Origin of the sequence: Sulfitobacter sp. R86518 (assembly GCF_042466275.1) — a bacterium.
Lineage (GTDB): Bacteria > Pseudomonadota > Alphaproteobacteria > Rhodobacterales > Rhodobacteraceae > Sulfitobacter > Sulfitobacter pontiacus.
Genome location: NZ_JAXHCA010000005.1, coordinates 152,816 through 174,055, shown reverse-complemented (window position 1 = coordinate 174,055; position 21,240 = coordinate 152,816). Strand labels below are relative to the sequence as shown.

Below are 21,240 nucleotides of genomic sequence, written 5' to 3'. Positions count from 1 at the left end.
GAATCGCCGCTGCGTCAATGTCGCAAACGCGGGCGAGACCTATGCCTGCGTGGTAAACTTGAACCGGTGCAGGTCACTGCCGTGGGTGCGCAGCCAGCCACGCGCCTCTTGATAGGGTCCGTAAATCCGTTCGACCTCGGCCCAGAAGGCGGGCGAATGGTTCATCTGCGCCAGATGCGCGACCTCGTGGGCGGCGACGTAATCCAGCACGTCGGGCGGCGTCAGGATCAAGCGCCACGAAAACATCAGCCCCCCGTCCGAGGTGCAAGACCCCCACCGCGACCGCGTATCCCGCAAGGTTAGCTTGCTGTACGGCCGCCCCAGCAGCGCACTATAATCGTCGCAGGCCCCAGTCAGCCGGTCCCGCGCGAGCTCTTTCAAATGCGCGGCAAGCCGGGTCGGCACACGCGCTGCAGGGCCGGGCACGGAAATCGTATCGGTCCCCAGCACCACCCGTCTGCCCTGCCCGGCTTCAACCCGCAGCATCCGACCGCCCAAGGGAAACTCTGCCCCGATGCCCACCAGAACATCAGCGCCACGCGCTTCCAGATGTTGCCGAATCCACGCCTCTTTCTCGCGGGCAAAGGCGATTCCCTCTGCCTCTTTCAAGCGTTTCGGCATGGTAAGCGTCACCCGCCCATCCAGCTGCGATATCCGCAATGATATCCGCCGTGCCCGCGCAGAGCGGCGCAGGATCAGCGGGATAGGCGGGTTTCCGGGCAGGACAGGATCAGGCATTTCAGGGTTCCGGGTCGCGATGGGGTGGCGATTGCCTTTGACAGTGCCTATCTCATATGGCACTTGGCCTGAATCATCTATACGCAACAACACTTTCAAAAAGGGGACTTCGATGCCCAATGAAGAATGGGGAACCAAGCGCCTGTGCCCCACAACGGGCAAGCGGTTCTACGACCTGAACAAAGATCCGATCATCAGCCCTTACTCCGGCGAAGTGGTCGAGGTGGATAACTCCAAATCTCGCATGATCGCAGCAGATGCCGAAGATGCCGTCACCGCCAAAGCCAAGAAGGGCGATGTGGATGATGACGAGACATTGGTAGATGACGACGATGTAGATGTGGATCTGGACGACGACATCCTGGACGATGACGACGACGATGATGATACCGTTCCACTCGAAGAAATCGCCGACGTTGCATCTGACGACGAAGATTGATTGAATTTTGCGAGGGCGGGATAGATTTTCCTCTTGATCCCGCCTTCGCGACCGCCTATTCAGCGGCGCATCGGCCTTGAATGGTTGATACACTTCCCGGATCTCTGATCCACGATGGGGCCTTAGCTCAGCTGGGAGAGCGCCTGCATGGCATGCAGGAGGTCAGCGGTTCGATCCCGCTAGGCTCCACCAAACACCACCCTACATTCCAGCATAGACGTCGCGCACCACGCGAGGCTGACTGACGCGCGTCCGCGAGGCGGACACTCTGAGTCAGCGGTTCGATCCCGCTAGGCTCCACCAAACTTCCCCCTACATTCCAGCATACACGTCACGCAACACGCGAGGCTGACTGACGCGCGCCCGCGAGGCGGGCACTCTGAGTTAGCGGTTCGATCCCGCTAGGCTCCACCAAACACCACCCTACATTCCAGCACACACGCCACCCACCACCCGGGGCTGACTGACGCGCGTCAGCGTTTTCGACGCATCGCCAGCCTACCTACGTATACAACGCCCGCGGTCACGCTGACGGCGGCGAAGACCCATCCGAACGCCACGAGCAGCTTGTGCCGGATCGGGTGGTAGTTGCGGAAATAGGCCCATGTGTCGGTGTAGGGGATGCTTTCGACCCAGTGCTGCACCGCAAGGAATGCGATGATCCCGAGACAAAGCACGCCTGAAACGCAAAACACCCATATGACCGCTCGGTCCGTCACCTTTCCCATTGCGCACCCTGCCCCTTGAAACGCCGCCCCATCCCAAGCTGTACGGCAAGGAGCAGCCGCGCACAAAATTAAATTGGCCGCGCCACTAGACGACCGGTCTATTACTTCTTACCTCCCCCGTATGACAGAGCAAAAGAAATCAGATCAAACGCGGCAAAAGATTCTGACCGCCGGACGTGCGCTGATCAGCAAGCACGGGTTTGGCGCTGTCGGGCTGGCGCGCATCCTGAGGGAAAGTGAAGTCCCCAAGGGGTCGTTCTATTATTACTTTCCGTCCAAGGATGCCTTTGGCCAGGCCTTACTGCACGACTATGTCGACGATTATCTGGCGCGCATGGATGCGCTGTGCAGCGGGTCGGGTTCTGCCCGTGACAAGCTGCTGTCCTTCTGGTCGGCGTGGCTGGCCCATGCCCATTCCGAAGGCATCGCCAACCAGTGCCTCGTTGTGAAGCTTGGGGCCGAGGTTGCCGATCTGTCCGACGACATGCGCCGCATCTTGGATGATGGCGTGGCGCAGTTGGTCGGCCGCATTGCGCAGCTGCTGGTTGCCGGGGCCGAAGAAGGCTCCGTCCCGCCGGTCGATGATCCGCAGGCAGCAGCGCAGATGCTCTACGCCAAGTTTCTGGGGGCCGCGATCCTGTCGAAACTGTCGCAGGATCAGATCCCCTTGCAGCAGGCTTTGTCAGAAACCACCGATTTTCTAACCATACGATAAACCAAAGAAAGCGAGACCCCCATGAAAGCAGCAGTGCACAACAGCTTTGGCGAACCCATCGACGTCATCGAAGCGACCGATGTCGACACCCCTACCGCAGGGGCGGGCGAGGTTCTGGTCAAGATGACCCTGTCGCCAATCCACAACCACGACCTTTGGACCATCCGCGGCAACTACGGCTACAAGCCCGAGCTTCCCGGCGCGATTGCCGGCAGCGAAGCGCTTGGCACCGTCGAGGCTGTCGGTGAAGGCGTGGACGACGCGATGATCGGCCAGCGTGTGTCGATCGCGGGCGTGCATGGCACATGGGCCGAATACTTCGTCGCCCCCGCCACTGGTGTTCTGCCCCTGCCCGACGCGATCTCGGATGTTGCTGGCGCACAGTTGATCGCGATGCCCTTCAGCGCCATCTCTCTGCTGGAAACGCTCAAGGCGCAGAAAGGCGACTGGATCGTCCAAACCGCTGCAAACGGGGCCGTCGGCAAGATCATGACCACGCTCGCCAAAAGCCGCGGCATCAACCTGCTGAACCTCGTGCGGCGCGAAGATGCTGTGAAAGAGCTGACGGATCTGGGCATCGACAACGTGCTGTCGACCTCGGAAGCGGGCTGGCAGGATAAAGCGCGCGAGATCATTGGCGAAAAAGGGGCCGCATCCGCGATCGATTCCGTGGGGGGCGATATCTCGGCTGATCTGGTCGATCTGCTGGGACTGGACGGAGAACTTGTCGTGTTCGGGACCGCGACCGGTGCGCCGATGCCGCTGAACTCTGGCGCGCTGATCATGAAGCACATCACCGTCAAAGGCTTCTGGGGCTCGCGCGTGAGCGGCGATATGGACCCCGAAGAGCGCAAGCGCCTGATCACTGAACTGGTCACGCTGGTCGCCAAAGGCGAATTGGTGTTGGAAGACGGTGGGCAGTTCGGGCTGGATGATCTTTCGGGTGCGCTCAAAGCCTCGCTGACACCGGGCCGCCCCGGCAAGGTGATGATCCGCGGCTAAACGCAGCCGAATACCACAGCACCAAACGGGGCGGCCCTTGATCCGGGATCAGGGGCCGCCCTGCTTTTAATTTGGTACTCTAGCTTGAGTGGCCGCGGTCTTTAGAACGGCAGCCCCGTATAATTCTCTGCCAGATCGCGCCGCGCTGTTTCGCTTTGCGCCAGATGGGCCAGCGACGCCCGCCGCATCTGCGGGGCGAAACTGTCTTCGCCCTCGAACTGATGCAGCATTGTTGTCATCTGCCAGCTGAACCGCATCGCCTTCCAGATCCGCGACAGCGCATGGGCGGAATAACCGTCTACCCCGCTGTGATCCCCTCGCTTCAACGCGGCAATCAGCGCGTCATGCAGATAGAAGACATCGGACACCGCGAGGTTCAGCCCTTTGGCACCGGTGGGCGGTACGATATGCGCGGCATCCCCCACCAGAAACAGGTTTCCCCATCGCAACGGCTCGCTCACGAAGGACCGCAGCGGCGCGATGGATTTCTCGATCGACGGGCCGGTCACGAGCGCCTCTGATACAGGTCGCGGCAAACGTTGCTTCAGTGCCTCCCAGAAGCGGTCATCGCTCCACTCCTCGACCTTTTCGGTCGACGACACCTGAATGTAATAGCGGCTCAGGCTTGCGCTGCGCATGGAGGCCAGAGCGAAGCCCTGCGCCGAACTGGCATAGATCAATTCATCGTTCACCGGTTTCGTGCGCGACAGAATCCCCAGCCAGCCAAAGGGGTAGACCCGTTCAAACTCCCGGCGTTTGGCGGCGGGGATCGTCGCGCGACTGACGCCATGGAACCCATCACAGCCCGCGACGTAAGTGCAGCTGATCTCTTGCCGCTGGCCGTCTTTGGTAAAGGATACCGTGGGCGCATTGCTGTCCGCACCGTCGATCACCACATCCTCGACCTCGTGAATGATCGTGGTGCCCATCCGGTCCTGTGCGTCGTACAGATCGCGGGTGACCTCTGTCTGGCCATAGACCATGACCTTCTTGCCGATCAGCTTGTGGAAATCGATATGCACCATCAGGTCGTTGTCGGTCAGGTAGCAGCCTTTGTGCGGCAAGCCCTGTTGGTCCATCCGCGCACCGACACCGGCGTGGCGCAGCAGGTTCATTGTGCCATCCTCAAGCACGCCCGCGCGGATACGTGACAGCACGTGTTCACGGGTGGTCCTTTCAAGCACGACAGTGCTGACGCCTGCGTCGTTCAGCAATTGCGACAGCAGCAAGCCCGATGGCCCGCCGCCAATAATGACGACTTCCGTTTTCATATAGCTGCTCCCTGCCCGATTTTCGGGTTAACCTATTGTACGGAACGTGCATGATGAATGGATCGTTAGCGCAATTGCTGGTACAATCCGTGCATGACAGAGCTTTCACCGATCCCCAGCTATGCGCTTTTTGGCGAAACCAAAGGCTTTCCCGATGTCCTCCATTGCGAACGGATCAAGGACCGCGCACCGGATCACGCATGGCACATCGCGCCGCATCGGCACGCGCAGCTGGCGCAGGTGCTCTACATCCTTTCGGGGGGTGGCACGGCGAATATCGATGGCGACCGATTTGCCCTGACGCAGGGATCGGTCGTCTTTATCCCGCCCCGCATGGTGCATAGTTTCGACTTTGCTCCCAATACCCAAGGCATGGTGCAATCCTTTCCCATTGCGATCCTGCACAGCATCGGGCCCGTCAATGCCGAGGTCGCGCAGGCGCTGACCAAGCCGACGGTTGGTCGCGCCGCGGGCCCGCTGATCGCGCTGATGACCCAGCTGGAAACCGTGGCGGCCCAGACGGGGGCACCGTTTCGGGCGCAGATTGCCGTGGGGCTGGGGCATGCGGTTCTGGCCAGCATCGCGGCATGGGGGACCACGCAAAACCGCAGCAACGACGCACCGCAGGATGATCGCCTGTCGCGGCTCGACCAGCTTATCGGCGATCCCGACAGTGCCGGCTGGACGGCCAAGGACTTTGCCAGCACCCTCGGGATCAGCACCGGACATCTGTCGCGCCTGTGTCGCGCGGCAAAGGGGCTGTCCGCCACCGCCTATATCGAAGCCCGCCATGTCGAGGAAGCCTGCCGCATGCTGGCCTTCACCCGTCTGTCGGTGGCCGAGGTTGGCTACCGTCTGGGGTTCGCCGATCCGTCCTATTTCTCGCGCCGTTTCCGCACCGTGCAGGGGGTGACCCCATCGCAATACCGCCAGCAATTCGTAACCTGAGATCGCGGCCAAAGGACCACAGGTTGAAGTCTCGGCAAATCCGTGCTCACAAAACTGACAAATGTCAGAATTATTAACCGTTATCGCTAACAGCCGTTTGACCTACCCCAAATGATACGTGAAGGTGACGTTAGGGAGCCTGCGCAACCCGTGCCGCGCAGATAAGAGAAACCGAAGTTTCTGGGAGGAAATAGAATGACAAAAGGCAATATGAACCGTCGCACCATGCTGCGCGGCGCTGCTCTTGGCGCGCTGGCGACACCGGCGCTGGTCGGCAAAGGGATCGCGCAGGGCAAGGTCAACTGGCGCGTGCAAGCGCATTGGCCCAAAGCGTCCAGCTCTTTCACCGACAGCCTTGGCAAACTGGCCGAAGTGCTTGAGACGCGCACCGAAGGCGCGTTCAAAATGGATCTGCTGGGTGCTGGCGAATTCGCCAAAGGCCCCGACATCTACAATATCGTGCGCAAGGGCGTGGTGCCGATGGGGACGGTCAGCCCGTCCTATGTGCAAGATCAGGCGCAAGCCGCGTCCTTCCTGTTCGGCATCCCCGGCACCTTCCGTCAGGCTTGGGAAATGGAACACGCGGTCAAGAACCTTGGCCTTGAGGCGCTGGTGAACGAAGACCTGAACGCCGATGGCGTGATGATGAAGACAGAAAAGGTCCTGCCCGTCGAAATCGTCGTGTCGAAGAAGATCGAATCCGCCGAAGACTTCAAAGGGCTCAAGCTGCGGTCGTCGGGTACGATGCTGGATTACCTGCAATCCGCCGGTGCCGCGCCGCAATACATCCCCGGGTCCGAACTCTATCAATCGCTCAGCTCGGGCGTTGTGGATGGCGCGCATTGGGGCGCTGCCGTGGGGGCGAAATCCATGTCCCTCTGGGAGGTCTGCAAATACCACTACAAACCCGCGCTTGGTCAGACCACCGACGCCTTTATCCTGAATATGGACGCCGTCGACGGGCTGGAGGACGATCTGCGCACTGCCCTGCTCGACACGATGGAGACGCGGTTCTTCCAGCGCTCGGCCGAATACCAGCACGCCGAAGCTATCGCGATCTCTTCGGGCATCGCCGAGAACAACATCGAAGTATCCGAACTGCCCGACGACGTTCTGGCGATCCTTGCCGATGCCTCGGCCAAGATCCTCGACACAGAGGCGCAGAAAGGCGAACGCGCGGCCAAGGCGGCTGATATCTACAAAACCTTGATGACCGACCTCGGCTACCTCTAGGGGCCTGATCCGGGGGTTAAACCCCGGTGATGCCACAGAGAAAATCAATGTAGCCGCCTGACATGTCCCTGCATTTCGGGCGGCTTCTTTTATGTCTTGAGGGAGAAACGTTTTGTTTAAACTTGCGCGCTTCATCACGCAATTGAACCGCATTATCGGCTATTGGATCAGCTTTTGCGTGCTGATCATTTTTGCCCTGCTGCTGGCCGATGTGGTCATGCGATATCTGATCGGGCAGCCCGCCATCTGGACTGCCGAACTGGCGACGCTGATCTTTGGTGTCTATGCGATCATCGGGGGCGGTTATCTGCTGACCGAACGAGGCCACGTGAACGTCGATATCATCTACGGCCAGTTTTCCCCCAAACGCAAAGCCTTGGTGGACATCGTGACATGGCCGCTGTTCCTGATATTTGTCGGCGTGCTGCTGTGGCAAGGCTATGACATCGCGTCCGAGGCCATCGCGGATATGGAGCGGTCGAACTCTGTCTGGAAGGCCCCGCTGTGGCCGACAAAATCGCTGATCCCGGTCGCCGCCTTGCTGCTGCTGTTGCAGGGCTTCGTACGCCTTTGGGCCGATGTGCGCACCCTGATGGGGCTGCCCAATGATCCCGCGATCTTTGGACAACCGGCCACCGGCGACACCCAAGCCGCCCAAGCCGCAGGAGGCCAGTCATGAGCGTTGAAATCCTGACCATGCTTTTCTTTGGCGCGCTGCTGTTGTTTGTGATGCTCGGCACGCCGCTGGCCTTTGCCCTTGGGGGGATATCGGTCATCTTCCTCTATGCGGAAATGGGCGATCTGGGGTTCTATCTGCTCGCCTCCAAAATGTGGGAAACGATGCAATCCCCGACGCTGATGGCAATTCCGCTGTTTGTATTCATGGCGATCCTGCTTGAAAAATCGGGGGTCGCGAATGATCTTTACGATATGATGCACGAATGGTGGGGCGGGCTGCGCGGCGGTCTGGCTATCGGCACGGTGCTGATCTGCGTGATCTTTGCCGCCATGTCGGGCATCTCGGGTGCGGCGGTTGTCACGATGGGGACCATCGCGCTGCCCAAGATGCTGGAACGCGGCTATGACAAGAAGCTCGCGCTTGGGGCGATCAACGCGGGCGGAGGCTGGGGCATCCTGATCCCGCCGTCGATCCTGATGGTGCTGTATTCGCTGCTGACCGAAGTGTCGGTCGGGCGTCTGTTCGCGGCCGGTATCGGGCCAGGGCTGCTGCTGTTCTTCCTCGTCTCCGTCTATATCGGCGGGCGCTGCTGGATGCAGCCGGAACTGGGCCCCGCCCTCCCGAAAGAGGAACGCGCGAACTGGGGGCAGAAGCTGCGGTCTCTCAAGGCGGTGATCCTGCCGATCCTGATCGTGGTGATCGTGCTGGGGGCCATCTTCGGCGGCTACGCGACGCCGACCGAAGCCGCCGCCATCGGCGTCTTTGGCGCAATGGTCGCCACGGGCGTGAACCGGCAGCTGTCATGGGTCGTGATCCGCGACGCCTCTGTCGCGACGCTGAAACTGACCGCGCTGATCATGTGGATCCTTTTCGCGGCCCACGCCTTCAGCACGGCCTATACCGCGCTTGGGGCACAAAGCCTGATCCAAGACATGATGAACCTTGTGCCCGGTGGGCGTTGGGGGTCGCTGGTGTTCATGCTGGCGGTGCTCTTCATCCTTGGGATGGTGCTGGATCCGGTGGGGATCATGCTGATCACCCTGCCTGTATTCCTGCCCGTTGTGCAGAGTTATGGCTTTGATCCGATCTGGTTCGGCATCCTCTTCATCATCATGATGGAGGTCGGGTATATGACCCCGCCCTTCGGCTTTAACCTCTTTTACCTCAAAGGGGTGGCCCCGCCGGATGTCACAATGGGCGATATCTATGCCTCTGTGACGCCTTACGTGATCGTGACGCTGATCGGGGTCTTGCTGATCATCCTGATCCCCGAGATCGCGACCTATCTGCCCAAGTATTTCTACGGGTAGACCTGTAAACACCTGCTTTGACCCGCGGCACGGCTGCGGGTCAAAGCCCCTGACGGGATATGCTCAAATAATAGGCAGCCGTCAAAATACAGCCTGAAATTGCGCCAAAAATGCCCGTTTCGGATCGCACCCGACGGGAATCACGCTATCCAGATGGGAGTTATTTTCAGCTGGACGAGGCCCCCCATCAACATCGCCGCCCATACCGATCAGGCTCTTGCCGTGCCGATGCAACCCCGCGCCCGCGGGGCGTTGTGCATCAGCAGCAAGACCTATGGCGGCGCGTCCGTGATTGGCGATCTCTACCAACAAGGCTGCTTCAAGGCGCTGTTTCCGCGCGCGGCGGCGGGCGGGCTGACGGGGGTTTTCCTCAATACCTCGGGTGGGATGACGGGCGGCGATGAGCTGTCGATCCACGCCACGGCGGGTGCGGGCAGCCGGCTGACCCTGACCAGCCAAGCGGCCGAGCGCGTCTATCTGGCGCAACCCGGCCCCATGGCGCAGATGACCACGCGGCTGGATGCAAAAGCGGGGGCCCGGATCGATTGGCTGCCGCAGGAAACGATCCTGTTCAACGGCTCCGCCCTGCGCCGCAAGCTGGAGGTGGACCTGACGGGCGATGCCTGTTTCTTCGGCGTAGAGCCGCTGGTCTTTGGCCGCGTCTCCATGGGCGAAACGCTGCGCGACGCGCGCTTTGCCGATAACATCACGATCCGCCGCGACGGGCAGCCTATCTTTGCCGATGCCGTGCGTCTGTCCGGCGATATCCATGCACAGCTTGCAGGCACCGCCACGGCGCGCGGCAACTGCGCCATGGCCAGCGTGATCTACGCCGCCCCCGATGCCGAAGCGCTGCTTGCCCCTCTGCGCGCGCTGCTGCCTGCCAGCGCCGGTGCCAGCCTGATCCGCGACGGCGTGCTTTATGCGCGGCTCCTCGCGCCCGACAGTTACATCCTGCGCCAGTCTCTGGTGCCGATCATCGCCCGCCTGCACGGCGCGGCCCCTCCTAAAACATGGATGCTTTGACATGCAGCTGACCCCCCGTGAAAAAGACAAACTGCTGATCGCCATGGCGGCCGAAGTCGCGCGCAAGCGTCTGGCCCGTGGCGTCAAGCTGAACCACCCCGAGGCGATTGCCCTGATCACCGACACCGTCGTCGAAGGCGCGCGCGATGGCCGCAGCGTGGCCGAGATGATGCAGGCCGGTGCCCGGGTCATCACCCGCGACGACTGTATGGAGGGCATCGCCGAGATGATCCACGACGTACAGGTCGAAGCCACCTTCCCCGACGGGACCAAGCTGGTCACCGTGCACAACCCTATCCGCTAGACCCCATTCGCAAGAAAGGCCCCTGCTATGAAACATCTGATGATCCTGCCCGCCGCCCTGATGGCTGGCCCTGCCCTTGCCCACCCCGGTGTGCATATCGCCCCCCACGGGGCCGAATGGATGCCTGTCTTCATGGGGCTCGCCGTCATCGCAACCGCCGCGGCCATCGCCCTGCGCGGGCGGGTCAAGGCCCCTCGCAAGGCGCGCAAATGATCCCCGGAGAGGTACTGTGCGCCGCGGGGGACATCACCCTGAACGCCGATCGCACGGCCGTCACCCTGATGGTTGCCAATACCGGTGACCGGCCCGTGCAGGTCGGCAGCCACTACCACTTTGCCGAAACCAACCCCGCGCTCGACTTTGACCGCGCCGCCGCGCGTGGTCACCGGCTGGACATCGCCGCCGGCACCGCCGTGCGCTTTGAACCCGGTCAACGCCGCGAGGTGCAACTGATCCCGCTCGCGGGCGACCGCAAGGTGTACGGGTTCAACGCTGAAGTGATGGGCGCGCTCTAAGGCGCTTCGAGGAAAGAGAGACCTATGACCACCACACTCCCCCGCTCTGAATACGCAGCGATGTACGGCCCCACCACGGGCGACCGGCTGCGACTGGCCGACACCGATCTGATCATCGAGGTGGAACGAGATCTGACCACCTATGGCGAAGAGGTGAAGTTCGGCGGCGGCAAGGTGATCCGTGACGGGATGGGCCAGTCGCAGGTGACGCGGGCAAACGGTGCGGTGGATACTGTCATTACCAACGCGCTGATCGTGGATCATTCGGGCATCTACAAGGCGGATGTGGCGCTGAAAGACGGGCGCATCGCGGCAATTGGCAAGGCGGGCAACCCCGACACCCAACCCAACGTCGACATCATCATCGGACCGGGGACCGAGGTGATCGCAGGCGAGGGACGCATCCTCACCGCGGGCGGTTTCGACAGCCACATCCACTTTATCGCCCCCCAGCAGATGGAGGACGCGCTGCATTCCGGTGTGACCACCTGCTTTGGCGGCGGCACCGGCCCTGCGCATGGCACGCTCGCCACCACCTGCACCCCCGGCCCGTGGCATATCGGGCGCATGTTGCAGGCGATGGACGGTGTGGTGATGAACATCGGTCTCTCGGGCAAGGGCAACGCCAGCCAACCCGGCGCGCTGGTTGAAATGGTAAACGGCGGGGCCTGCGCGCTGAAGCTGCACGAGGATTGGGGCACCACCCCTGCCGCCATCGACTGCTGCCTGTCGGTCGCCGACGATATGGACGTGCAGGTGATGATCCACACCGACACGCTGAACGAATTTGGCTTTGTCGAACATACGCTTGGCGCGATGAAGGGCCGGACCATCCACGCCTTCCACACCGAGGGCGCAGGCGGTGGCCACGCCCCCGACATCATCAAGATTTGCGGCGAGGAGCACGTGCTGCCGTCCTCGACCAACCCGACGCGCCCCTTCACGGTGAACACGCTCGAAGAGCATCTGGACATGCTCATGGTCTGTCACCACCTTGATAAATCCATCCCCGAAGACGTCGCCTTTGCCGAAAGCCGGATCAGACGCGAGACGATTGCCGCCGAGGATATCCTGCATGACATCGGTGCTTTCTCTATCATCGCCTCTGACAGTCAGGCCATGGGACGTGTGGGCGAGGTGCTGATCCGCACATGGCAAACCGCTGACAAGATGCGCAAGCAGCGCGGGCGCTTGCCGGAAGAAACCGGCGACAACGATAACTTCCGCGTCAAACGCTATATCGCGAAATACACGATCAACCCCGCCATCGCCCATGGTGTCAGCCGCGAGGTCGGGTCGATCGAGGTCGGCAAGAAGGCCGATCTGGTGCTGTGGAACCCCGCTTTTTTTGGCGTGAAGCCCGAAATGGTATTGATGTCCGGCATGATCGTCGTGGCGCAGATGGGTGATCCGAATGCGTCGATCCCCACACCGCAGCCGGTCTATACCCGCCCGATGTTCGGGGCCTATGGCAGCGCGCTGCAGCATTGCGCGGTGACCTTTATTTCGGAAGCCGCGCAATCGAACGGGCTGCGCGACAGCCTTGGCCTGCGCAAGCAAACCATCGCCGTGCAAAACACCCGCAATATCGGGAAATCCGATCTGATCCACAACGCGGCCACCCCCAAGGTAGAGGTGAACCCCGAAACCTACGAAGTCCGCGCGGACGGCGAGTTGTTGACCTGCGCGCCCGCTGAGACCGTCCCCATGGCGCAACGCTATTTCATGTTCTGAGGCCCCTAGATGACCGACCTTCCCCCCGCCCATACGATCAAGCGCCACGGCCAGTGGGACCATGCGGATGACAGCTGCGTGCTCACCTATGACGACCGCTTCCTGCGCCGCAAACGCCTGCTGACCAGCCACAATCGCGGGTTCCTCGTGGACCTCGCCCATACGGAATCGCTAAACCACGGCGATGCGTTCGAGCTTGAAGGCGGGCAGATCATCGAGGTCATCGCGGCCAAGGAAGCCTTGCTGGAAATCACCGGCGACGATCTGGTGCGGCTGGCATGGCATATCGGCAACCGGCACTGCCCCTGCCAGCTTGAACCCGCCCGCCTGCTGATCCAGAACGACCACGTGATCCGCGACATGCTGACCAAGCTCGGCGCGACGTTGCGGGATGTGTCCGAACCGTTCATTCCCGAAGGCGGGGCCTATGGCCACGGGCGCACCCACAGCCACGCACATTAGGCCCGCCGGACGATGCAAACCCAAGCCCTGATCACGCTCGCGCAATGGCTGTCGCCCAGCTTTCCCATCGGCGCGTTCAGCTATAGCCACGGGCTGGAAATGGCCGTGCAGGACGGCACCATTTACGATGCGGCCAGCCTTCAGGCGTGGCTGTCGGATATCATCACCCACGGTGCAGGCCGGACCGATGCGATCCTACTGAACGCTGGCTTTGCGGGTAAGGGGGTGGACGAGGTAGATGCGCTGGCGCGCGCGCTGGCCCCCTCGTCAGAGCGACTGACCGAGATGACCCAACAGGGCGCGGCCTTTGTGCGGGTGGTCAATGACGTCTGGGGGCATGACCTCCCCGACCTGACGCTGCCCGTCGCCTTTGGCGCGGCTTGCGCGGCGCAGGGGCTGCCCGTCGAACAAGGCGCGCAGCTGTTCCTGCACGCCTTCGTCAGCGCACTGGTGTCTGCCGCGATCCGCGCGGTGCCCTTGGGGCAAACGGACGGGCAGCGGGTGATCACCGCCCTTGCCCCGCTGTGCCACCAAACGGTGACGCTAGCCCTGACCCAAACCATCGACGACATCGGCAGCGCCTGCTTTCTGGCCGATATCGCGTCGATGCGACATGAAACGCTTTACTCAAGGATGTTCCAGACATGACCTCCCCCCATGGACCGCTTCGTATTGGCATTGGTGGCCCCGTTGGTGCGGGCAAGACGACAACGACCGCCGCCCTGTGCCGTGCCATGCGCGACCGCTGGTCGATTGGCGTGATCACCAATGATATCTACACCCAAGAGGACGCCGAAGCGCTCATGCGGCTTCAGGTCTTGCCGCAGGACCGGATCATCGGGGTCGAAACCGGCGGCTGCCCCCATACCGCAATCCGCGAGGATGCCTCTATCAACCTTGCCGCCGTCGCCCGGATGCGCGACCGCCACCCCGATCTGGACTGCGTGCTCATCGAATCCGGTGGCGATAACCTGTCGGCGACCTTCAGCCCCGAACTGGCGGATGTGACGCTTTATGTGATCGACGTTGCTGCGGGCGAAGAGATCCCGCGCAAGGGCGGACCAGCGATCACCAAGTCGGATATCCTGATCATCAACAAAACCGACCTCGCCCCGCATGTGGGCGCGTCGCTAGAGGTGATGGACCGTGACGCCAAACGGATGCGCGGCGATCTGCCCTATCTCTTTGCCGAGATGAAACACGATAAGGGTGTGGCAGAGCTGCTGGACCTGATTGTCAAAATCGGCGGCCTCCGCCCGGTTCCCGAAAATTAACAATTTGCAATAATAACGGCGGAATTTTGCCCACGAAAATCCTGACGCTTTGTTTTTGGCCGAGAATCGCGGAATGTCTGCCGGACTTTACTGGGACAGTAAGGTGAGTGAAACGGGCAGCAGGACAGATAAATGAGCGTGAAACGCCAGTGGTCATCGAAAGTCGGAATTCCTTTGTTGTGTGTGGCCCTGCTGATGACAGCAGCCTGCGCCCGCGGCCCGTCTGAAATTCAGACCATTGGTCAGGCGGGTATCAACCCCGACCTGCACGCCATGGCAATCCGCGAGGTGCGCGTTTTGCAATCCAAAGGTCAGCGCGTCTGGTGCGTGCCCTTCGCACGCAATGCCAGCGGCGTTCAAATCCGCGGCAATGCCAATACGTGGTGGGCGCAAGCCAACGGCCTGTACGAGCGCGGCAAAGAACCCGTCGTCGGGTCGGTCATGGCGTTCAAAGGCACCAGCCGGAACCCAATGGGCCATGTTGCCGTCGTCTCCGAAGTCGTTTCCCCGCGCGAGATCAAGGTCGATCACGCCAATTGGAAGCGCAACAAGATCTCGCTTGGAATGAGCGTGCAAGACGTATCTCCGCTGAACGACTGGTCCGATGTGCGCCTTGAAAGCCAGGCCGGGTCCTACGGCAGTGTCTATCCGATCAACGGGTTCATCTATCCCGATGCGAAATCCGCGCCGTCGAACGAGATGACACAGCCCCCCGTGTTCGCATTTTCAGCGGCACCGACACAAAGCAACTGACCAATGGGGCGGCAGCGCCCCTCAAGGTTGCAAATCTGCTGACACTGGCGTTGGGTAGGCACATCTAAACATCAGGATGCCCCCAATGACCCAGCAGCAGAATGCCTCTTGGCAAATCACCAAACCCGCGACCCGCAGCCGCAAGGGGATCGTCGCCTCGCAAAGCCGTGTCGCCGCGCAGGTCGGGGCGGATGTCATGGCGCAGGGCGGCAATGCGGTGGATGCGGCAATTGCCACCTCCTTTGCGCTTGGCGCGGCTGAACCCTGGATGAGCGGTATGGGCGGCGGCGGCTTTATGGTCGTGCGCATGGCGGGCGAAAAGACGGCCAAGGTCATCGAATTCGGGATGAAATCCCCCAAGGGGCTGGATATCGCGGACTATCCCATCGTCGGCGGCAAGGCGGGCGATCTGTTCCCCTGGCCTTCGGTGCTGGAAGACCGCAATGTCTTCGGGGCCAAGGCGATTGCCATTCCCGGTCAGGTCGCGGGCATGGGTCTGGCGCATGAAAGCTTTGCCACGAAACCTTGGGCCGATCTGCTGGCCCCTGCGATCAAGCTTGCCGATGATGGTCTTCCTGTGGACTGGTACACGCAGTTGATCCTTGGTGGTTCGGCCAAAGACCTCGCCCCCTTCCCCGCCTCGGCCGAGACGTTTCTGGACGCAGACGGCTTTCCCAAATCCTCTGGCTGGACCGCCTTGGGCGAGACGAAATGTGACCTTAGCCGTCTTGCCGCGTCGCTGCGCACCGTCGCCAAGGACGGACCGCGCGCGTTTTACGAGGGGCCTTTGGCGCAATCCATCGTGGCCGATCTGCAAGCCGCCGGCGGCCACCATACGGCCGAGGATCTGGCGCAGTATCAGGCGACATTGGTCGACGCGATGCACTATGTCTACCGCGGGCACGAGGTCATCGCCACACCGACCCTGACCGCTGGCCCGACCATGCGCCGCGCCCTTGATCTCATGACCGCGTGGCAGCCCGGCACAGACGCCCCCGACGCCGAGGCGTTCATCGCTTATGACCGTGCCATCCGGCAGGCCAACCAGGAACGCTATGACACGATGGGCGATATCGAACATGAACCCGACCCGTCTTGCACCACACATTTCAGCGTGGTCGATGCGGCGGGCAATATGGTCGCCGTCACCCAAACGCTGCTGTCGATCTTTGGCTCGCGGATGATGCTGCCGCAATCGGGCATCCTGATGAACAACGGCATCATGTGGTTCGACCCTGAACAGGGCAAGCCGAACTCGCTTGGGCCGAATAAACGTTGCCTTGCGAATATGTGCCCCACCCTGCTGGAGCGTGCCGACGGTGCGCAATTCGCGCTTGGGGCGTCTGGCGGGCGCAAGATCATGCCCGCTGTGGTCCAACTGACCTCACTGCTGCTGGACTACGGGATGGATCTGGAAGCCGCCTTTCATGCGCCGCGCACGGATATGAGCCTTGCCGATGTGACCATCGTGGATCAGGCGCTGCCGCCGCAGGTGATCGCGACGCTGCAAGACACGCTGGACAATGTGGTGACCGCGCCGCGCACGATCTTCCCCTACCACTTCGCTTGCCCCTCTGCTGTCGGGCGCGCAGGCGACGAAAATACCGGCGTGACAGAGGTGATGTCCGCTTGGGGGGATGCCGTCAGCGCCTGAAAGAGCGACGGGCAAGCATAGCTGCCTTGCCCTGCGCATCTGACAAAGAGATGTACATTTGCGTCACAACCGACTAGGGACGGGCGCAACACGTGGCTGGCGTATCCGCTTTCGCCGCGACGCGCGTATTTGTAGCGCGACATTTTCTCAGACAGGACAATCCCTTGATCCAAACCATCGCAGACGCGCTTGCCACCCAAGGCTATGATTCGCTTACCCCCGTCCAAGAGGCGGTTACCAACCCAGATCTGGTCGAGGCCGACCTTCTGGTGTCAGCCCAAACGGGGTCCGGCAAGACAGTGGCCTTTGGTCTGGCCATCGCACCGACCCTTTTGGGCGACGATGAAAAATTCGGACACGCTGGCGCGCCCCTGGCGCTGATCATCGCACCGACGCGCGAATTGGCCATGCAGGTCAGCCGCGAGCTGACCTGGCTTTATGGCAAGGCCGGTGCGGTCGTGACCACCTGCGTTGGCGGCATGGACACACGCACCGAACGTCGTGCGCTGGACCGTGGCGCGCATATCGTCGTCGCGACACCGGGCCGCCTGTGCGACCACATCAAACGCAACAACATCAACCTGTCCGATATCCGCGCCGTGGTGCTGGATGAAGCGGACGAGATGCTTGATCTGGGTTTCCGCGAAGAGCTGGAATTCATCCTCTCCGAAGCGCCGGAAGAGCGCCGCACACTGTTGTTCTCGGCCACCGTGCCTGCAGCGATCGCCAAGCTGGCCAAATCCTACCAGCGTGATGCGCAGCGCGTCGAAACCGTGGGCGAAAAGAAACAACACGCCGACATCGAATACCGTGCGCTGAACGTGCACCCGCGCGACACTGAAAACGCGATCATCAACGTGCTGCGCTTTTACGAGGCGAAAAACGCCATCGTCTTCTGCAACACCCGCGCCGCCGTCGCACGCCTGACCACCCGCTTTACCAACCGCGGCTTTTCGGTCGTGGCGCTGTCGGGCGAGCTGACGCAATCCGAACGCACCAACGCCCTGCAAGCGCTGCGCGACGGGCGCGCGCGCGTCTGCATTGCAACAGATGTTGCCGCCCGCGGGATCGACCTGCCCAACCTCGAACTGGTGGTGCATGCCGATCTGCCGTCGAACTCTGACACGTTGCTGCACCGCTCCGGTCGTACCGGTCGTGCCGGTCGCAAGGGTGTGTCCGCGCTGATCGTCCCCGCCAAGATGCGCAGCAAGGCAAACCGTCTGCTGGGCGGCGCCAAGCTGAAGGTCGAATGGGCCAACCCGCCCTCTGCCGAAGAAGTGAACGCTGAAGACGAAAAGCGTTTGCTGGCCGATTCCGCATGGTCTGACCCGATCCCCGATGATGCAGCGGGCTTTGTTGCCAATCTGGTCGAACAGTTCAGCGCCGAGCAACTGGCGACGGCCTTTGTGAACCTGTACCGTGCACGCCAGTCCGCGCCCGAGCAGCTGGCAGAGCCCGGCACCCCTGCCGACGAACGCCCCCGTGGCGACTTTGGCCCGTCGGTCTGGTTCTCGATCTCGATCGGACGCAACGATGACGCCGAACCCCGCACCATCCTGCCGATGATCTGTCGCATGGGCGATCTGACCAAGGATGACGTGGGCGCGATCCGCGTGCAGCCCAGCCATACCTTTGTCGAAATCCTCGCGACCTCGGCAGATAAATTCACCAACGCGCTTGGCCCCGACATGAAGGTCGAAGACGGCGCGGTTGTGACCAAGCTGGACAAGGCCCCCGATCTGTCGCGCGGGCCCAAGCCCGGCGGCCGTGGCCCCAAACCGAACCGTGGCGGCCCGCGTTCTGACAACGGCCCGCGCCCCGATCGTGGCCCACGCCCCGACCGCGCACCCTATGACCCCGACGCACCACGTGCACCGCGCAAACCACGTGCGGCCAGCACCGAAGAAGCATCGGTTACCTACGACAAGCCTCGCGGCCCGCGCCCCGACAAAGGGCTCGATAAACCTCGCGGCGACAAGCCGAAGTTTGACAAGCCCAAAGCCCCCAAAGGCGAACGCCCGCCCAAGTCGCATAAGACCGAACGGTCTCCGATGAAGCCCGGTGCCACGCCTAAACCCAAGTCTGCGGGCAAGCCCGACAGCTTTGACAAACCCGGCGGCAAGCCCAAAGCCAAAGCCGTCTGGAAAAAGGAAAAGCCAGCGGATCGTGGGGCGGACCGCCCCCGTGGCGACGGCAAACCAGCGGATAAACCGTTCAAGGCCCGCGCCGCTGACCCGTCGAAACGCTTTGTCCCACCGGGCAAACTGGGTGCGAAACCCAAGGGCGGCAAACCCTCGGGCAAAGCCGGTGGCGGCGATGCCTCCCCCAAACGCGGCAAGTCGAGCTTTCGCCCGAAATAAGCCGCAAGACCTACCCCCGGTCTGAAAACGGGGAAATACAGATCAATCAATCGCTTAGGGGCCGGAATTTTAATCAATTCCGGCCCTTTTTGCGTCTATCTTCCCCGTCCCGCCCCCCTATGTGGCAGGTTTTTCCTTTTCAGAGGGGGAAGTTGCTCCTAACAATCACTGCACATGGGCCGAAACAGACGCGAGGCGCGTTTGCGATGGGGCCTTGAAAACAGGGTGCTTTGCCACCCGCCCCCAATCCCAACCTCGGAAAGGTCACGCATATGGATGGTACATTTAGCGAAAACGATATCTCCCGTGTGGTCGAGGCAGATCGCGCGCACATCTGGCACCACCTCAGCCAGCACAAAGCCTATGAAACCACGGACCCACGGATCATTGTCGAAGGCAAAGGCATGCGTGTCTGGGACCAAAAGGGCAAAGAGCATCTGGACGCGGTGTCCGGTGGTGTCTGGACCGTCAACGTCGGCTATGGCCGTGAAAGCATTGCCAACGCCGTGCGCGACCAGCTGATCAAGCTGAACTATTTCGCGGGGTCTGCCGGGTCTATTCCGGGGTCGCATTTTGCGGAAAAGCTGATCGACAAGATGCCGGGCATGAGCCGCCTGTACTATTGCAACTCCGGCTCCGAGGCGAACGAGAAAGCCTTCAAGATGATCCGCCAGATCGCCCACAAACGCTATGGCGGCAAGAAGCACAAAATCCTGTATCGCGACCGCGACTACCACGGCACGACCATCGCGTGTTTGTCTGCGGGCGGTCAGGAAGAACGCAATGCGCAATACGGCCCCTTCACCGACGGGTTCGTCCGCGTCCCCCACTGTCTGGAGTATCGCAAGTTCGAGCAAGACGGCGCGCCAGAGGATAACTACGGCGTTTGGGCTGCGGATCAGATAGAGAAGATCATCCTCGCCGAAGGGCCCGACACCGTGGGCGGGCTGTGTCTTGAACCCGTCACGGCGGGCGGTGGTGTTATCACGCCTCCGGACGGCTACTGGGAACGGGTGCAAGAGATTTGCCGCAAGTATGACGTGCTGCTGCACATCGACGAAGTCGTCTGCGGCATCGGGCGTACCGGCGAATGGTTCGGCTACCAGCATTTCGGCGTCCAGCCCGATATGGTTACGATGGCCAAGGGTGTAGCCTCGGGCTATGCGGCGATTGCCTGTCTTGTGACGACGGAAGAGGTCTTTAACCTGTTCAAGGACGACGCCAGCGACCCGCTGAACTACTTCCGCGATATCTCTACCTTCGGGGGCTGCACCGCGGGCCCCACCGCCGCGATTGAAAACATGGCGATTATCGAACGCGAAAACCTGCTGCAAAACACCCGCGACATGGGGCAATACATGCTCGAAGAGCTTGAAGAGCTGTCGGACAAATATGACGTGATCGGTCAGGTGCGCGGAAAGGGTCTGTTCCTTGGCGCAGAGCTGGTCCAAGACCGCAGCACCCGCGTTCCCGTTGTCGAAGCGCAGATTCAGGCGGTCGTCGCAGACTGTATGGCGCAGGGCGTGATCATCGGGGCGACCAACCGGTCGGTGCCGGGCAAGAACAACACGCTCTGCTTCAGCCCTGCATTGATCGCGAAGAAGGACGATATTGATCAGATCATCGCGGCTGTGGATGGGGCAATGGGTCGGGTGTTCGGCAGCAAATAGGCTGCCGCTCCGGCACTTTGTTGCCGATCAAAATAATCTTACTGGAACCAAACCCGTCACATAGCGTTAAGTACTGAAGCTAGTATGGAGTATATCATGAAAAAGCTACTTTTGGTCCTGCCTATGGTTGGCGCACTCGCCGCTTGCGAAACGCAAACTCAATCTTCTGTAACCGGCGCTGCTGCTGGTGCGGCTCTGGGTGCTGTCGTGTCGGGCGACGATGACAAAACCAAAGGCGCCGTTCTGGGTGGCTTGGCTGGCGCTGCTGCAGGTGCATACCTGGGCCGCGGTAAAAACGGCCAGTGCGTCTACCAGAACTCCGCAGGTCAGCGTTACACGGCTGCTTGCCCATAAGCGTTTTCTGCTCCCGAAGGCAGATATTCACATTAGGCCTCGGCGTTTCGCCGGGGCCTTTTTTATGCGCT

Annotated in this window: 23 protein-coding genes and 1 tRNA gene; 21 read left to right on the top strand and 3 right to left on the bottom strand. The window is 61.5% G+C overall.

Annotated elements, in window-relative coordinates; translation table 11 throughout:
- Positions 1-39: 39 nt before the first annotated feature.
- Positions 40-738: a M48 family metallopeptidase gene (locus SJY36_RS01610; protein ID WP_237278239.1), complete on the bottom strand. Its 699-nt coding sequence runs from the start codon at positions 736-738 to the stop codon at positions 40-42.
- A gap of 112 nt (positions 739-850) precedes the next feature.
- Between SJY36_RS01610 and SJY36_RS01605 the strand changes: the two genes are divergently transcribed.
- Entirely contained in the window at positions 851-1,177 is a 327-nt protein-coding gene (locus tag SJY36_RS01605) for a TIGR02300 family protein (RefSeq protein WP_005851186.1), read from the top strand.
- Positions 1,178-1,293: 116 nt separating this feature from the next.
- A tRNA-Ala gene (locus tag SJY36_RS01600) sits at positions 1,294-1,369 on the top strand.
- A 281-nt stretch (positions 1,370-1,650) separates the two neighbouring features.
- Here SJY36_RS01600 and SJY36_RS01595 read toward each other — a convergent pair.
- The gene (locus SJY36_RS01595; protein ID WP_386172636.1) at positions 1,651-1,905 is read right to left on the bottom strand and encodes a hypothetical protein; all 255 of its coding nucleotides are present in this window, start codon (positions 1,903-1,905) and stop codon (positions 1,651-1,653) included.
- A 121-nt stretch (positions 1,906-2,026) separates the two neighbouring features.
- Between SJY36_RS01595 and SJY36_RS01590 the strand changes: the two genes are divergently transcribed.
- A complete protein-coding gene (locus SJY36_RS01590; protein WP_386172634.1) occupies positions 2,027-2,620 on the top strand; it encodes a TetR/AcrR family transcriptional regulator in 594 nt (197 codons plus the stop codon).
- Between the two features lie 21 nt (positions 2,621-2,641).
- Positions 2,642-3,622 (top strand): zinc-binding dehydrogenase, encoded by a 981-nt coding sequence (locus tag SJY36_RS01585; protein ID WP_184583302.1) that lies wholly within the window; start codon positions 2,642-2,644, stop codon positions 3,620-3,622.
- Between the two features lie 101 nt (positions 3,623-3,723).
- Here SJY36_RS01585 and pobA read toward each other — a convergent pair whose 3' ends face one another.
- Positions 3,724-4,893: a 4-hydroxybenzoate 3-monooxygenase gene (gene pobA / locus SJY36_RS01580; RefSeq protein WP_386172632.1), complete on the bottom strand. Its 1,170-nt coding sequence runs from the start codon at positions 4,891-4,893 to the stop codon at positions 3,724-3,726.
- A gap of 93 nt (positions 4,894-4,986) precedes the next feature.
- Between pobA and SJY36_RS01575 the strand changes: the two genes are divergently transcribed.
- The 17 genes from SJY36_RS01575 to SJY36_RS01495 all read left to right on the top strand — a co-directional run bounded on the left by SJY36_RS01575 (position 4,987) and on the right by SJY36_RS01495 (position 21,169).
- Positions 4,987-5,841: a helix-turn-helix domain-containing protein gene (locus SJY36_RS01575; RefSeq protein WP_005851175.1), complete on the top strand. Its 855-nt coding sequence runs from the start codon at positions 4,987-4,989 to the stop codon at positions 5,839-5,841.
- Positions 5,842-6,036: 195 nt separating this feature from the next.
- Complete coding sequence (locus SJY36_RS01570) at positions 6,037-7,074, top strand: TRAP transporter substrate-binding protein (protein WP_386172629.1); 1,038 nt, start codon at positions 6,037-6,039, stop codon at positions 7,072-7,074.
- Positions 7,075-7,186: 112 nt separating this feature from the next.
- A complete protein-coding gene (locus tag SJY36_RS01565) occupies positions 7,187-7,753 on the top strand; it encodes a TRAP transporter small permease subunit (protein WP_064216317.1) in 567 nt (188 codons plus the stop codon).
- On the top strand, positions 7,750-9,063 hold the full coding sequence (locus SJY36_RS01560) for a TRAP transporter large permease subunit (protein WP_288960093.1): 1,314 nt from the start codon (positions 7,750-7,752) through the stop codon (positions 9,061-9,063). The genes SJY36_RS01565 and SJY36_RS01560 overlap by 4 nt, the downstream gene beginning before the upstream one ends.
- A gap of 153 nt (positions 9,064-9,216) precedes the next feature.
- Positions 9,217-10,089 carry an urease accessory protein UreD gene (locus SJY36_RS01555; RefSeq protein ID WP_386172627.1) on the top strand — a complete coding sequence of 291 codons (873 nt, stop codon included), beginning with the start codon at positions 9,217-9,219 and terminating at the stop codon, positions 10,087-10,089.
- A gap of 1 nt (position 10,090) precedes the next feature.
- A complete protein-coding gene (locus SJY36_RS01550) occupies positions 10,091-10,393 on the top strand; it encodes an urease subunit gamma (RefSeq protein ID WP_037943068.1) in 303 nt (100 codons plus the stop codon).
- 27 nt (positions 10,394-10,420) lie between these two features.
- Positions 10,421-10,606 carry a hypothetical protein gene (locus tag SJY36_RS01545; RefSeq protein WP_005851166.1) on the top strand — a complete coding sequence of 62 codons (186 nt, stop codon included), beginning with the start codon at positions 10,421-10,423 and terminating at the stop codon, positions 10,604-10,606.
- The gene (locus SJY36_RS01540; protein ID WP_386172625.1) at positions 10,603-10,908 is read left to right on the top strand and encodes an urease subunit beta; all 306 of its coding nucleotides are present in this window, start codon (positions 10,603-10,605) and stop codon (positions 10,906-10,908) included. The genes SJY36_RS01545 and SJY36_RS01540 overlap by 4 nt, the downstream gene beginning before the upstream one ends.
- A gap of 24 nt (positions 10,909-10,932) precedes the next feature.
- Positions 10,933-12,642 carry an urease subunit alpha gene (ureC, locus tag SJY36_RS01535; RefSeq protein WP_386172623.1) on the top strand — a complete coding sequence of 570 codons (1,710 nt, stop codon included), beginning with the start codon at positions 10,933-10,935 and terminating at the stop codon, positions 12,640-12,642.
- Between the two features lie 9 nt (positions 12,643-12,651).
- Positions 12,652-13,104 carry an urease accessory protein UreE gene (locus SJY36_RS01530; protein WP_005851160.1) on the top strand — a complete coding sequence of 151 codons (453 nt, stop codon included), beginning with the start codon at positions 12,652-12,654 and terminating at the stop codon, positions 13,102-13,104.
- Positions 13,105-13,116: 12 nt separating this feature from the next.
- The gene (locus tag SJY36_RS01525; RefSeq protein WP_386172621.1) at positions 13,117-13,752 is read left to right on the top strand and encodes an urease accessory protein UreF; all 636 of its coding nucleotides are present in this window, start codon (positions 13,117-13,119) and stop codon (positions 13,750-13,752) included.
- The gene (gene ureG, locus SJY36_RS01520; RefSeq protein ID WP_005851157.1) at positions 13,749-14,378 is read left to right on the top strand and encodes an urease accessory protein UreG; all 630 of its coding nucleotides are present in this window, start codon (positions 13,749-13,751) and stop codon (positions 14,376-14,378) included. The genes SJY36_RS01525 and ureG overlap by 4 nt, the downstream gene beginning before the upstream one ends.
- 132 nt (positions 14,379-14,510) lie before the next feature.
- Complete coding sequence (locus tag SJY36_RS01515) at positions 14,511-15,131, top strand: CHAP domain-containing protein (protein ID WP_386172619.1); 621 nt, start codon at positions 14,511-14,513, stop codon at positions 15,129-15,131.
- Between the two features lie 85 nt (positions 15,132-15,216).
- On the top strand, positions 15,217-16,785 hold the full coding sequence (locus tag SJY36_RS01510) for a gamma-glutamyltransferase (RefSeq protein ID WP_386172617.1): 1,569 nt from the start codon (positions 15,217-15,219) through the stop codon (positions 16,783-16,785).
- Positions 16,786-16,949: 164 nt separating this feature from the next.
- The gene (locus SJY36_RS01505; RefSeq protein WP_386172615.1) at positions 16,950-19,145 is read left to right on the top strand and encodes a DEAD/DEAH box helicase; all 2,196 of its coding nucleotides are present in this window, start codon (positions 16,950-16,952) and stop codon (positions 19,143-19,145) included.
- A gap of 272 nt (positions 19,146-19,417) precedes the next feature.
- Positions 19,418-20,815, top strand: coding sequence for an aspartate aminotransferase family protein (locus SJY36_RS01500; RefSeq protein ID WP_009825899.1), 1,398 nt, complete (start codon positions 19,418-19,420; stop codon positions 20,813-20,815).
- Positions 20,816-20,911: 96 nt separating this feature from the next.
- Positions 20,912-21,169 (top strand): glycine zipper 2TM domain-containing protein, encoded by a 258-nt coding sequence (locus tag SJY36_RS01495; RefSeq protein WP_037944890.1) that lies wholly within the window; start codon positions 20,912-20,914, stop codon positions 21,167-21,169.
- Positions 21,170-21,240 lie beyond the last annotated feature (71 nt).

What these genes read in the sequence shown, in the direction of transcription:
- SJY36_RS01570 (WP_386172629.1), top strand. Translation starts at nt 6,037, where the DNA reads ATGACAAAAGGCAATATGAACCGTCGCACCATGCTGCGCGGCGCTGCT.
- SJY36_RS01575 (WP_005851175.1), top strand. Translation starts at nt 4,987, where the DNA reads ATGACAGAGCTTTCACCGATCCCCAGCTATGCGCTTTTTGGCGAAACC.
- ureC (WP_386172623.1), top strand. Translation starts at nt 10,933, where the DNA reads ATGACCACCACACTCCCCCGCTCTGAATACGCAGCGATGTACGGCCCC.
- SJY36_RS01540 (WP_386172625.1), top strand. Translation starts at nt 10,603, where the DNA reads ATGATCCCCGGAGAGGTACTGTGCGCCGCGGGGGACATCACCCTGAAC.
- SJY36_RS01550 (WP_037943068.1), top strand. Translation starts at nt 10,091, where the DNA reads ATGCAGCTGACCCCCCGTGAAAAAGACAAACTGCTGATCGCCATGGCG.
- SJY36_RS01500 (WP_009825899.1), top strand. Translation starts at nt 19,418, where the DNA reads ATGGATGGTACATTTAGCGAAAACGATATCTCCCGTGTGGTCGAGGCA.
- SJY36_RS01560 (WP_288960093.1), top strand. Translation starts at nt 7,750, where the DNA reads ATGAGCGTTGAAATCCTGACCATGCTTTTCTTTGGCGCGCTGCTGTTG.
- SJY36_RS01595 (WP_386172636.1), bottom strand. Translation starts at nt 1,905, where the DNA reads ATGGGAAAGGTGACGGACCGAGCGGTCATATGGGTGTTTTGCGTTTCA.
- pobA (WP_386172632.1), bottom strand. Translation starts at nt 4,893, where the DNA reads ATGAAAACGGAAGTCGTCATTATTGGCGGCGGGCCATCGGGCTTGCTG.
- ureG (WP_005851157.1), top strand. Translation starts at nt 13,749, where the DNA reads ATGACCTCCCCCCATGGACCGCTTCGTATTGGCATTGGTGGCCCCGTT.
- SJY36_RS01545 (WP_005851166.1), top strand. Translation starts at nt 10,421, where the DNA reads ATGAAACATCTGATGATCCTGCCCGCCGCCCTGATGGCTGGCCCTGCC.
- SJY36_RS01510 (WP_386172617.1), top strand. Translation starts at nt 15,217, where the DNA reads ATGACCCAGCAGCAGAATGCCTCTTGGCAAATCACCAAACCCGCGACC.
- SJY36_RS01530 (WP_005851160.1), top strand. Translation starts at nt 12,652, where the DNA reads ATGACCGACCTTCCCCCCGCCCATACGATCAAGCGCCACGGCCAGTGG.
- SJY36_RS01590 (WP_386172634.1), top strand. Translation starts at nt 2,027, where the DNA reads ATGACAGAGCAAAAGAAATCAGATCAAACGCGGCAAAAGATTCTGACC.
- SJY36_RS01605 (WP_005851186.1), top strand. Translation starts at nt 851, where the DNA reads ATGCCCAATGAAGAATGGGGAACCAAGCGCCTGTGCCCCACAACGGGC.
- SJY36_RS01610 (WP_237278239.1), bottom strand. Translation starts at nt 738, where the DNA reads ATGCCTGATCCTGTCCTGCCCGGAAACCCGCCTATCCCGCTGATCCTG.
- SJY36_RS01555 (WP_386172627.1), top strand. Translation starts at nt 9,217, where the DNA reads ATGGGAGTTATTTTCAGCTGGACGAGGCCCCCCATCAACATCGCCGCC.
- SJY36_RS01585 (WP_184583302.1), top strand. Translation starts at nt 2,642, where the DNA reads ATGAAAGCAGCAGTGCACAACAGCTTTGGCGAACCCATCGACGTCATC.
- SJY36_RS01525 (WP_386172621.1), top strand. Translation starts at nt 13,117, where the DNA reads ATGCAAACCCAAGCCCTGATCACGCTCGCGCAATGGCTGTCGCCCAGC.
- SJY36_RS01495 (WP_037944890.1), top strand. Translation starts at nt 20,912, where the DNA reads ATGAAAAAGCTACTTTTGGTCCTGCCTATGGTTGGCGCACTCGCCGCT.
- SJY36_RS01515 (WP_386172619.1), top strand. Translation starts at nt 14,511, where the DNA reads ATGAGCGTGAAACGCCAGTGGTCATCGAAAGTCGGAATTCCTTTGTTG.